General features: G+C 61.2%; 10 protein-coding genes. All 10 read left to right on the top strand.

All coding sequences use genetic code 11. The annotated features are described in order from the left end of the window. The first annotated feature begins 10 nt into the window (after nt 1–10). The 10 genes from tssE to icmH all read left to right on the top strand — a co-directional run bounded on the left by tssE (nt 11) and on the right by icmH (nt 11,749). Nucleotides 11–421 carry a type VI secretion system baseplate subunit TssE gene (gene tssE, locus ACM6G4_RS20795; RefSeq protein WP_414914524.1) on the top strand — a complete coding sequence of 137 codons (411 nt, stop codon included), beginning with the start codon at nt 11–13 and terminating at the stop codon, nt 419–421. Nucleotides 422–589: 168 nt separating this feature from the next. Then, nucleotides 590–2,377: a type VI secretion system baseplate subunit TssF gene (gene tssF, locus ACM6G4_RS20800; RefSeq protein WP_414914525.1), complete on the top strand. Its 1,788-nt coding sequence runs from the start codon at nt 590–592 to the stop codon at nt 2,375–2,377. Beyond that, nucleotides 2,341–3,348: a type VI secretion system baseplate subunit TssG gene (gene tssG, locus ACM6G4_RS20805; RefSeq protein ID WP_027926318.1), complete on the top strand. Its 1,008-nt coding sequence runs from the start codon at nt 2,341–2,343 to the stop codon at nt 3,346–3,348. The genes tssF and tssG overlap by 37 nt, the downstream gene beginning before the upstream one ends. Before the next feature lie 13 nt (nt 3,349–3,361). Beyond that, nucleotides 3,362–6,010 (top strand): type VI secretion system ATPase TssH, encoded by a 2,649-nt coding sequence (gene tssH, locus ACM6G4_RS20810; protein WP_414914526.1) that lies wholly within the window; start codon nt 3,362–3,364, stop codon nt 6,008–6,010. 10 nt (nt 6,011–6,020) lie between these two features. Beyond that, complete coding sequence (locus tag ACM6G4_RS20815; RefSeq protein ID WP_414914527.1) at nt 6,021–7,583, top strand: sigma-54 interaction domain-containing protein; 1,563 nt, start codon at nt 6,021–6,023, stop codon at nt 7,581–7,583. A 93-nt stretch (nt 7,584–7,676) separates the two neighbouring features. After that, nucleotides 7,677–7,817 (top strand): type VI secretion protein, encoded by a 141-nt coding sequence (locus ACM6G4_RS20820; protein ID WP_414914528.1) that lies wholly within the window; start codon nt 7,677–7,679, stop codon nt 7,815–7,817. A 17-nt stretch (nt 7,818–7,834) separates the two neighbouring features. Continuing rightward, the gene (gene tagH / locus ACM6G4_RS20825) at nt 7,835–9,028 is read left to right on the top strand and encodes a type VI secretion system-associated FHA domain protein TagH (protein WP_414914529.1); all 1,194 of its coding nucleotides are present in this window, start codon (nt 7,835–7,837) and stop codon (nt 9,026–9,028) included. A 5-nt stretch (nt 9,029–9,033) separates the two neighbouring features. Further along, nucleotides 9,034–9,534 carry a type VI secretion system lipoprotein TssJ gene (tssJ, locus tag ACM6G4_RS20830; protein ID WP_414914530.1) on the top strand — a complete coding sequence of 167 codons (501 nt, stop codon included), beginning with the start codon at nt 9,034–9,036 and terminating at the stop codon, nt 9,532–9,534. Between the two features lie 2 nt (nt 9,535–9,536). After that, nucleotides 9,537–10,868: a type VI secretion system baseplate subunit TssK gene (tssK, locus tag ACM6G4_RS20835; RefSeq protein ID WP_414914531.1), complete on the top strand. Its 1,332-nt coding sequence runs from the start codon at nt 9,537–9,539 to the stop codon at nt 10,866–10,868. Between the two features lie 5 nt (nt 10,869–10,873). Beyond that, the gene (icmH, locus tag ACM6G4_RS20840; RefSeq protein ID WP_414914532.1) at nt 10,874–11,749 is read left to right on the top strand and encodes a type IVB secretion system protein IcmH/DotU; all 876 of its coding nucleotides are present in this window, start codon (nt 10,874–10,876) and stop codon (nt 11,747–11,749) included. Nucleotides 11,750–11,756: the final 7 nt, after the last annotated feature.

Raw genomic sequence — 11,756 nt, forward strand, 5'->3', positions numbered from 1 at the left:
GAGCTCACCCATGACCGGATACGGCAGCCTGTTCGAACGCCTGGGGGGCGACGCGGGCCAACGCGTTGGCTGGAGCCGCGAGGCTTGTGCCATGGCGTCCGTGGCGGCCCATCTGGGCAAGATGCTCAGCACCCGGGCGGGCAGCGTGCAAACGCTGTCCGATTACGGGCTACCCGATCTCAATGACATGCGCCTGAGCCTGCACGACTCGCTGAGTCAGGCCCGTCTGGCCATCGAAAAATTTATCGAAGCCTACGAGCCACGCCTGAGCCATGTGCGTGTCATCTCCCTGCCGCGTGACCACGATCAGCTTCGCCTGACCTTCAGCATTGAAGGTCTACTGAAAGTGGAGGGTTTCAAACGCCAGGTCAGTTTCGTTGCGCGCCTCGATGGCAGTGGCCAGGTCAACATCAGCTCATGAGCCCGTGCTGTCAGCCAAGGGGTTGCCCGTGATCGGAGCCTCTGATGCTGAGCGTCGGACTTCGCGAACATTTCTATGTATGGATTGAGAGGCATGGCTGTTTAGGAGGGGGTGGCTGCCCACCACTGATTCACACCTTTTGCCAACCAAAAAAGCAGGGAGCTGATCGTGTCATTTAACCACTACTACCAAAGCGAACTCACAGCACTGCGCCAATTGGGCCGCCGGTTCGCCGAGCGTAACCCGGCGTTAGCGCCTTTCCTCGGGCAAGCCGGACGTGATCCTGACGTGGAGCGGTTGCTGGAAGGCTTTGCGTTTCTGACCGGTCGTCTGCGTCAGAAACTCGACGACGAATTGCCGGAGGTTAGCCACTCATTGATGCAGTTACTGTGGCCGAACTACATGCGCCCGCTGCCGTCGTTCAGCATGTTGCAGTTCTATCCGCTGACACGTGCCGGGCCGGCGCTGAAGGTCGATCGTGATACGCCGATTGAAAGCGTTCCGATTGAAGACGTGCGTTGCCGTTTCCGCACGTGCTACCCAACCGAAGTCCAGGCGCTGGATCTGGCCGCGCTGACGTACTCGGTGAAGGGCGACGGATCGCTGCTGAGCCTGCGCCTGGAGATGAGCGCCGACGGGCATCTCGGTGAGCTGGAGTTGAGCCGTTTGCGTCTGCACTTCGCTGGCGAGCGTTACATCAGCCAGATGCTGTACCTGAGCCTGTTGCGCAATCTGGAAGGCATCGAGTTGATCCCGCTGGATGGCGCCGGTAAGCCAATCAATGGCGTTAACGGCACACCGATGGCGTTCAAGATGCCCGGTGACCGTGTGCAGCCGGTGGGTTTTGCCGAAGAAGAAGCGCTGATCCCGTATCCGCTGAACACCTTCCGTGGCTATCGCTACCTGCAGGAGTATTTCGCCTTCCAGGACAAGTTCCTGTTCGTCGACGTCAACGGTCTGGACATTCTCAAGGCGCTGCCGGAAGACACGCTGAAGCAGATGCACGGCCTGGAGTTGCGCTTCGATATTCGCAAGAGCGGCATCCTGCGCATGCGTCCGACCCTGGACAACGTGAAGCTGTACTGCACGCCCATCGTCAACTTGTTCAAGCACGATGCGCTGCCGATTCGCCTCGACGGCAAGCAGGACGAATACCTGTTGCTGCCCGCCGAATACGACCTTGAAAACTGCGGCGTGTTTTCGGTGGAAAGCGTCACCGGCTGGAAGCCCGGTGGTCTCGGCTATCAGGAATACGTGCCGTTCGAATCCTTCGAGCACGACCCGAGTTTCGACGTGCCCACCAGCCGTCCGCACTACAGCATTCGTCAGCGCTCTTCCTTGCTGCACGACGGCCTCGATACTTACTTGAGCTTCGGCATCCGCCACACCGAAGCCCACGAAACCCTGTCGATCGAGCTGACGTGCACCAACCAGAACCTGCCGAAAAAACTCAAGCTCGGCGACATCAGCCAGGCCTGTGAAGAAACACCGGAGTTCCTCAGTTTCCGCAACATCACCCCGGCGACCCCGAGTTATGCGCCGCCGCTGAATCGCGACTTCTTGTGGAAGCTGATCAGCAACATGTCGCTTAACTACCTGTCGTTGGCCGACGTCAATGCGTTGAAGGTGATTCTCGAAACCTACGACCTGCCGCGCTACTACGACCAGCACGCGGAGAAGGTCAGCAAACGCCTGCTCGGCGGGCTCAAGTCGATCAAACACCAACACGTCGACCGCCTGCATCGCGGCTTGCCGGTGCGCGGGTTGCGCACCGAGCTGACCATCGACCCGGAAGGCTACATCGGCGAAGGCGACCTGTTCGTGTTCGCTTCGGTTCTTAACGAGTTTTTCGCGCTTTACGCCAGTCTCAATTCGTACCACGAGCTGCGGGTAAAAAGCACACAGGGAGAGGTGTACCAATGGACACCACGTATGGGCCTTCAGCCGCTGCTTTAAGCGGACTGACCCGAGGAATACGCGAGTACTCGCTGTTTCAGGCCGTGCTGCTGGTGGTTGACCGGCTGCGCGAGGCCCACCCGCACCTGAGTCAGGACGATCTGTACGACCAACTGGAATTCCAGGCCAACCCGAGCCTGGGTTTCCCTGGCAGCGATGTCGATCGCGTGGAGTTTTTTCACGAGCACGGGCAGATGCGCGCGCGCCTGCGTTTCAACTTGATCGGCCTGGTCGGTTCCGGTTCGCCGCTGCCGGCGTTCTACGGCGAACAGGCCCTGGGCGACAGCGAAGACGGTAACCCGACCCGCAACTTCCTCGACTTGTTCCACCATCGTCTGCAACGGCTGATGCTGCCGATCTGGCGCAAATACCGCTACCGCGCAAGCTTCGAGAGTGGTGCGCTCGACCCGTTCTCCTCGCAATTGTTTGCGTTGATTGGCCTGGGTGGCGAAGAGATCCGCAAGGCCGGCGAACTGAACTGGAAACGCCTGCTGCCGTACCTCGGCTTACTCAGCTTGCGCGCGCACTCGGCAGCGTTGATCGAAGCCGTGCTGCGTTACTACTTCAAGCACGCCGAGCTGACCATCGAGCAATGCATCGAGCGCCGCGTGGAAATTCTCGACGAGCAGCGCAATCGTTTGGGCCGCGCCAACAGCCTGCTCGGCGAAGACCTGGTGCTGGGCGAACACGTGCGCGACCGCAGCGGCAAATTCCGCATTCACATCCGCGAACTCGACTGGCAGCGCTTTCACGAATTCCTGCCCATCGGTTTCGGCTACCAGCCGTTGTGCGCGCTGGTGCGTTTCACCCTGCGTGACCCGCTCGATTACGACATTCGCCTGGTGTTGCGTCACGAAGAAATCCCGGAACTGCGCATCGGTGAGCAGAACGCCTGTCGCTTGGGTTGGACCAGTTGGCTGGGCCGCGAAAAAGCGGACGGCGTGGTCACCCTGGGCAGCAAAATTCATTAAGGACAGATGACCAATGATCAACGTAGACCTGCAACAACTTATCCAGGCGCTGGATGCCGAAACCCGTCGTGACCTGGAAAGTTCTGCCGAACGCTGCGTCGCCCGTGGCGGCAGCAAGATCCTCGTCGAAGACTTGCTGCTGGGCCTGCTGGAGCGCCCGCAAGGCCTGCTCGCACGCGCGCTGCAAGATGCCGAAGTGGATGCCGGTGAACTGAGCGCAGCCCTGCAATCGCGGGTCGAACACAGCGCTTCGCGCAACCCGGTGTTTGCCCCGGAGCTGGTGCAGTGGCTGCAAGATGCGCTGCTGGTGGCCAACCTCGAACTGGGCCAGACCCAGGTCGAACAGGCCGCGCTGATCCTCGCCCTGCTGCGCAACCCGATGCGCTACGCCGGCAGCCGTTACCAGGCGTTGCTGGCCAAATTGAACATTGATCGCCTGAAAGAATTTGCCCTGTCGCAGAAAGAACAACCGGCCACCGGTAAGCCTGTCGTGCCAGGCGAATCGCTGCTGCAGCGCTTCACCCACAACCTGACCCAACAGGCCCGCGACGGTAAACTCGACCCGGTGCTGTGCCGTGATGGTGCGATCCGGCAGATGGTCGACATCCTTGCCCGTCGGCGCAAGAACAATCCGATCGTGGTTGGTGAAGCCGGTGTGGGTAAAACCGCGATCGTTGAAGGCCTGGCCTCGCGCATCGCCGCGGGTGAAGTGCCGCAAGTGTTGAAAGGCGTCGAGTTGTTGTCGCTGGACATGGGCCTGTTGCAGGCCGGCGCCAGCGTCAAAGGTGAATTCGAACGTCGCCTCAAGGGCGTGATCGACGAAGTCAAAGCCTCGCCGAAACCGATCATCCTGTTCATCGATGAAGCTCACACGCTGATCGGCGCCGGCGGCAATGCCGGTGGTTCCGACGCGGCGAACCTGCTGAAACCAGCGCTGGCCCGTGGCGAACTGCGCACCATCGCTGCGACCACCTGGGCGGAGTACAAAAAATACTTCGAGAAAGACCCGGCGCTGGCCCGTCGTTTCCAACCGGTGCAACTGCACGAACCGACCGTCAGCGAAGCAGTGACCATCCTCCGCGGTCTGGCTCAAGTGTACGAGAAGAGCCACGGCATCTACCTGCGCGATGACGCCGTCGTCTCAGCTGCTGAACTGTCCGCCCGTTACCTCGCCGGTCGCCAACTACCGGACAAAGCCGTCGACGTACTCGACACTGCGTGCGCCCGCGTTCGCATCAGTCTCGCCGCCGCTCCGGAAAGCCTTGAACGCCTGCGTGGCGAACTGGCTGAAGGCGGTCGTCAGCGTCAGGCCCTGCGCCGCGATGCCGAAGCCGGTTTGCTGATCGATCACGAAGCGCTGGACGCATTGGAAGCGCGGCTGGAAGAAGCCGAAGACGAAAGGGCGGCGCTGGAAACCCTGTGGACCGAACAGAAAGCACTCGCCGAACGCCTGCTGGACCTGCGACAGCAGCTGGCCAAGGCACGTGAAGCCGCTGCCGTCGAACCGACCGTCACGGTTGACGAAGACGCTGAAGGCACCGTGATCGAAACCCTGCCGGTCGACGAAGCGCAAAGCGTCGCGTCACTGGAAGCCACGCTGAACGACACTCACAAAGCCCTGACCGAGTTGCAAGTCAAAGAACGTCTGGTGAGCTTCGAAGTCTGCCCGCGTCTGGTCGCCGAAGTGATCAGCGCCTGGACCGGCGTGCCCTTGGCGCAATTGGCCCGCGAGCACAACGCTAAGGTCGCAAGCTTCGCCACCGACCTGCGCACACGCATCCGTGGTCAGGAACAAGCCGTTCACGCCCTGGACCGCTCGATGCGCGCCACCGCTGCCGGCCTCAACAAACCGGACGCGCCGGTTGGCGTATTCCTGCTGGTCGGCCCGAGCGGCGTCGGCAAAACCGAAACCGCGCTGGCCCTGGCGGATTTGCTCTACGGCGGTGATCGTTTCATTACCACCATCAACATGTCCGAGTTCCAGGAGAAGCACACCGTCTCGCGCCTGATCGGTGCGCCACCGGGCTACGTCGGGTATGGCGAGGGCGGCATGCTCACCGAAGCCGTGCGGCAGAAGCCGTATTCCGTCGTGCTGCTCGATGAAGTCGAAAAAGCCGACCCGGATGTGCTCAACCTGTTCTACCAAATCTTCGACAAAGGCGTGGCCAACGATGGCGAAGGGCGCGAGATCGATTTCCGCAATACGTTGATCCTGATGACCTCGAACCTGGGCAGCGAGCGCATCAGCGCGCTCTGTGAAAACGGTGCACGGCCGACCGCCGAAGTGCTCGAAGAAACCATTCACCCGGTGCTCAGCAAACACTTCAAACCGGCGCTGTTGGCGCGCATGCGTGTAGTGCCTTATTACCCGGTCGGCGGCCCGGTGCTGCGCGAACTGATCGAAATCAAACTCGGCCGTTTGGGCGAACGCCTGAACCGTCGTCAACTGGATTTCACTTACTCCCAGGACCTCGTCGATCACCTGGCCGAACGCTGCACTCAAAGCGACAGCGGTGCGCGCCTGATCGACCATTTGCTCGACCTGCACGTGCTGCCGCTGGTGGCCGACCGCTTGCTCGACGCGATGGCCACCGGTGAAAGCCTCAAGCGTGTGCATGCCACGCTCGACGGTGACGCCAGCGTGATCTGCGAGTTCGCCTGAGGTGGGTGTGATGTTCACTCAAGTGCCGCAACCGCTGGTCTATGCCGAAGCCTTGCTGGCGCAGTTCGCCAGCCTGTCGCGCGCGGCGGATGGTGCTGCGCTGCTGGGTGACTTCGTGCGCGGTCTGGCCGAGCTCAGCGGTTGCGAACTGACGCAGCTGTACTTGCTGGACGCGACCCACACCTGCCTGGGGATGAACGCCGAGTGCCTGAACGGCATCCTGCAACCCCGGGAAGCGGCGAGCCTGCCGGCGGATTACAACGGTGAGCAACTGCTGCAATTCGCCCTGTGCCAGAACCGTATGGTCAGCCTCAGCGAACTGAGCGGCAGCCTGCACGAAACCAGCTTCTTGCCACCTCAGGCCATGCCTTGGCAGTCGCTGTTGTGCGTGCCATTGGTCAATCAGCAGAAGTCGGTTGAAGGCCTGCTGCTGTGCGCCAGTCGCCGGCACATCGACCTGCAAGGCTTTGCCGATTCCCTCGGTCAGTTGGGCTCGTTCGTGCTCGGCCAACTGCACCTGCTGCAACGTTTGCGTCAGCCGACCGGTGTTTCGCGTCCAGCGCCGGTCAGTGTGCCGAGCGCCAGCGGTTATGGCTTGATCGGCAAGAGTTCGGCCATGCGCCAGACCTATTCGCTGATCAGTAAAGTCCTGCACAGCCCCTACACCGTGTTGTTACGCGGCGAAACCGGCACCGGCAAGGAAGTGATTGCGCGGGCGATTCACGAGTGCGGGCCGCGTCGCTCGCAGGCGTTCATTGTGCAGAACTGCGCGGCGTTCCCCGAGAACCTGCTGGAAAGCGAACTCTTCGGCTACCGCAAAGGCGCCTTCACCGGCGCTGACCGCGACCGCGCCGGGCTGTTCGAAGCGGCCAACGGCGGTACCTTGTTGCTCGATGAAATCGGCGACATGCCGTTGTCGCTGCAAGCCAAGTTGCTACGCGTGTTGCAGGAAGGCGAGATCCGCCCACTGGGTTCCAACGACACCCACAAGATCGACGTGCGCATCATCGCCGCGACGCACCGGGATTTGTCGGTGCTGGTCAGCGAAGGCAAGTTCCGCGAGGACTTGTACTACCGCCTCGCGCAATTCCCGATCGAGTTGCCGGCCCTGCGTCAGCGCGACGGCGACATCCTCGACCTGGCCCGGCACTTCGCCGAAAAGGCCTGTTCGTTCTTGCAACGGGACGCAGTGCGTTGGTCCGACGCGGCGCTGGATCACCTGTCCGGTTATGCCTTCCCCGGCAACGTGCGCGAACTCAAAGGCCTGGTCGAGCGCGCCGTTCTGTTGTGCGAGGGCGGTGAGCTGCTCGCTGAACATTTTTCCCTGTGTTTGGACGCCGAACCGGAAGACCGTCAACCGAACCTGCACGAACGCCCGGAAATCCTGCCGCAAGGCAGTAGCTTGAACTTGCGTGAACGCCTGGAGCAGGTCGAGCGCAGCTGGCTGCTCGATTGCCTGCGCAAAAACGACGGCAACCAAACCCTCGCCGCGCGCGAACTTGGCCTGCCTCGGCGCACGCTGCTGTACCGCCTTGGGCGTCTGAACATCAACCTGAGTGATTTCGATGGTTAGGTCAAAGATCGTCGAATTCACCTCATCCACTTCTGATGGCACCACCCAACCGGGTTGGCGCTTTGCATTTTGCTTACCTCTGGAGACCCGCTGATGCCTGTTCGTCACTGGCAAGCCGTCGTGCTGACCCTCATCGTTCTATACAGCCTCGGCGGCTGTAGCGGCAATTACAAATATAACGACAACACCTATCGCCCCTTGGGTGATCCGCAGGCGGTCAATCGCGGCAAGTGACCGCAAGGAGAAGCACCATGGAACTGGTTTTCAAAATGCTGAATGCCAAACAGTTCGTGCCCAACGATTTATGCCAGAAAACCTTTAAACAGGCCGGAGGCATCATCGGGCGGGGCGAAGACTGCGACTGGGTCATCCCCGACCACAAGCGGCATCTGTCCAATCACCACGCGTTGATCAGCTATCGCGATGGCACGTTTTTCCTGATTGACACCAGCAGCAATGGCGTCCAGGACGGCAAAAGTGGTGCACGCCTGCGCAAAGGCGACGCGGTGCGGATCGAGCACGGCAGTGTCTATGTGCTGGGTGATTACGAGATCCGTGCGCAGTTGGTGCGCGATTTGGCGACCAACGCGGAGGTTGGTCGCCCGCGGGCGGCCGGTAGCATCATTCCGGATGATGCCTTTTTCGACCTCGATCCGCTCAATGCGCTGGATCAGCAAGAACGCGTGTACTCGGAAATCGAGCAATTGATCTCCCCGAGCACCACCATCGAGGACAGCCGTCAGCGCGCCGCTTACGCGCGCATCGACATGGAAAGCCTGATGGTCCCGGAGCTGATCAAGGCCCCGGCAGAACCCGCACCGGCTCCGGCCCCGAAAGCGGTCGAGCGTCAGAGCGAAGGCTTCTGGGAGCATTTCGGCGCCGCCTTGGGCGTGGACCTCAAAGGCCTCGACCACGACGCCCGCGAAGCCTTGGCGCTGAACGCGGCACGCTTGCTCAAGCAAAGCGTCGGCGGTTTGCAGCAGAGCCTGCGCACCCGCAGCGAACTGAAAAACGAACTGCGCCTGGCCCAGACCACCGTGCAGGGCACTCAGAAAAACCCGCTGAAATTCGCCGTCGATGCCGGTGAAGCACTGGGCATTTTGTTGCAGCCGAACAAGCCGGGCCAATTGCCGACTGAGCAAGCCATCTCCCGCGCGTTCCGCGATTTGCAGGCCCACCAAGTGGCCTTGCTCACCGCCAGCCGCGCCGCCGTACGCGGCACCCTGGAGCATTTCTCGCCGCAGCAACTGACCCTGCGTTTCGAGCGCGACAACAAGCCGTTGCTCGCTACCTCCGGCAGCCGCTGGAGAGCCTACGGTCGTTATCACCAAGCCCTGCGACAGGACGATGACTGGAGCGAACGCCTGCTGGCCCGTGACTTCGCTCAGGCCTACGAAGAACAGATCCGCCTGATTTCCACTCTCCACACCGACCACCAAGGATGATGCGCATGTCTCGCTGCTCGACCGCTTTTCTCAAAACGCTGACAGCACTCATGACCTTGGTGCTGTTGGCCGGTTGCTCGTCGCTGTCGCCGTACTCGAAAGTCACCAAACTCAACCTGAAACTGACCGCCAGCGATCAGCTGAACCCGGACCTCAATGGGCGTCCGTCGCCGATTGTCGTGCGTCTGTTCGAGCTCAAGCACCCGGTGACCTTCGAAAACGCCGACTTCTTCAGCCTGTATGACCGCGCCAAAGAATCCCTGGCCCCAGACCTGGTGGCCAGCGAAGAACTCGAGTTGCGTCCGGGTGAAACCGTCGAGTTGAAACTCAGCGTGGAAGAGAGCAGCCGCTACGTTGGTGTGCTCGCCGCCTACCGCGACCTGCCGGAAACCAAATGGCGCTACACCGTGCAAATCACCCCGCTGGAAGTCACCGACGCTCTCCTGACGCTCGATCAGGCCGGTATCCGCAACAGCCTCGAAACGCTCGCCAAGGCGGATGATTGATCATGAATTCCCATAAAGTCATTTGGCAGGAAGGCATGCTGCTGCGTCCGCAGCACTTCCAGCACAACGATCGTTACTACGACCACCAGATGAAGACCCGCACCCAATTGCTGGGTGGTTATACCTGGGGCTTCCTCAAGCTGGACATCGACTTGCAGTTCCTCAACATGGGCAAACTGGTGGTTAGCCAGGCCTCGGGGATTCTGCCGGACGGCAGCCTGTTCGAACTCGGTGGCAACACCGAACCGCTGGCGCTGGACGTGCCGCCGAACACCGGCAACATGCCGATCTCCCTGGCGCTGCCGCTGGTCACCGGTAACCACATCGAGTCGCGCCGCCCGGAGCAATCCGATGTGCTGGCGCGCTACACCGCGTACGAAGCCGAAGTCGCCGACTCCAACGCCGGTGATGATTCCGCCAGCCAGGTGCAGTGCGGTCGTCCGGAGTTCACGTTGCTGCTCGGCGAGCGGCAGAGCGATCAGGCCTACGTGAAGCTGAAAATCTGCGAGGTGCTCGACACCACACCTGACGGCGTGATCAGCCTCGATCCGGATTTCGTACCGACCTATATTCAGGCGCATGCCTCCAGCTACCTGCTGTCATGTCTCAAAGAAGTGATCAGCATGCTCGGTCACCGCGGCGATACCATCGCCGACCGGATTCGTTCCAACGGCAAGGTCGGCGGCGCGGAAGTCGGCGACTTCATGATGCTGCAGCTGATCAACCGCACCGAGCTGCTGCTGCGTCACTACCTGGGATTGGAGCAGGTGCATCCGGAAGAGTTGTATCGCACGCTGTTGACCCTGCTCGGTGACTTGGCGACCTTCTCCAGTGAGAGCAAACGCCCGCGCCTGGACAGCCGTTACCAGCACAGCGATCAGGGCGCGAGCTTTCGCCAACTGATGGACGCGATCCGTCAGGTGCTGTCGATGGTGCTCGAACAGCACGCCATCGAACTGATCCTGCAAGAGCGTCAGTACGGGATCATCGTCTCGCCGTTGCACGATCACACGTTACTGGGTTCGGCCTCGTTTGTGCTGGCGGCCAGCGCCAACTGCGACTCAGAAGAGGTACGCCACCGCTTGCCGGCGCACCTCAAGGTCGGCCCGGTGGAGCGCATTCGTGAACTGGTCAACCTGCACTTGCCGGGCATCAAGGTTAAACCGTTACCGGTGGCCCCACGGCAGATCGCGTTCCACGCTAACAAAACCTATTTCATCCTCGAACTCAGTTCCGCCGATCGAGCACAACTGGAGCGCTCCGGCGGCTTCGCGTTCCACGTCTCCGGTGAGTTTGCCGAGCTTGAATTGAAATTCTGGGCCATCAGGAACTGACCGACATGATCAAGGACAGGGAATACCCTCAGGACGATAAAACCGTCTTGCTCGACCGCCAGGGCCATGCCCCAGAACAAAGCCCGCTGACCGATTTCGCCGCGCCACCGCGTTTCGAACAACTAGAAGAACGCATGATCTACGCCGCGCGTTTGCGTCCGGCCGAAGCGTTCAACATCAGCCTCAATTCGCTGGTGGCTGCCGCCTCCGAGCTGCTCTCGGAAGTGGTGCGACTCAAGCACAGCGACACCCGCAAAGACATGTATGCGCTCAACGAGCGACTGACCGCCGGGCTCAAGCTGTTTGAAGTGCGCGCACTGCACAATGGCGCCGAAAGCAGCCAGGTGATGGCCGCGCGTTACGTGCTCTGCACCGTGGTCGACGAAGCCGTCGTGACCACGCCGTGGGGTAACGAAAGCGAATGGTCGCAGATGAGCCTGCTCAGCAGCTTCCACAACGAAACCTTCGGTGGCGAGAAGTTCTTCCAGCTGCTGGATCGCCTGTCGAAAAACCCGGTCAAGCACCTGCCGATGCTGGAGCTGATGTACCTGTGCCTGTCCCTCGGTTTCGAAGGCAAGTACCGCGTACAAGCGCGCGGCATGCTTGAACTCGAAGGCATCCGCGATGCCTTGTACCGGCAGATCCGCCAACTGCGTGGCGACGTGCCGCGTGAGCTGTCGCCGCACTGGGAAGGCCTGAACGATCAGCGCCACAGCCTGGTGCGCATCGTGCCGGCGTGGATGGTGGTGCTGTTCACCTTCGTCTGCCTGGTGGTGATGTATTCCGGTTTCGCCTGGGTGCTCGGCGAGCAGCGCGACACCGTTCTGCAACCTTTCCAGCCGCTAGATCCGGCCGCGGTCCAGCCGCAGTCACAGCCGTAAACAGGGA

Source organism: Pseudomonas sp. IT-P258 (genome assembly GCF_949767825.1).
Taxonomy (GTDB): domain Bacteria; phylum Pseudomonadota; class Gammaproteobacteria; order Pseudomonadales; family Pseudomonadaceae; genus Aquipseudomonas; species Aquipseudomonas monachiensis.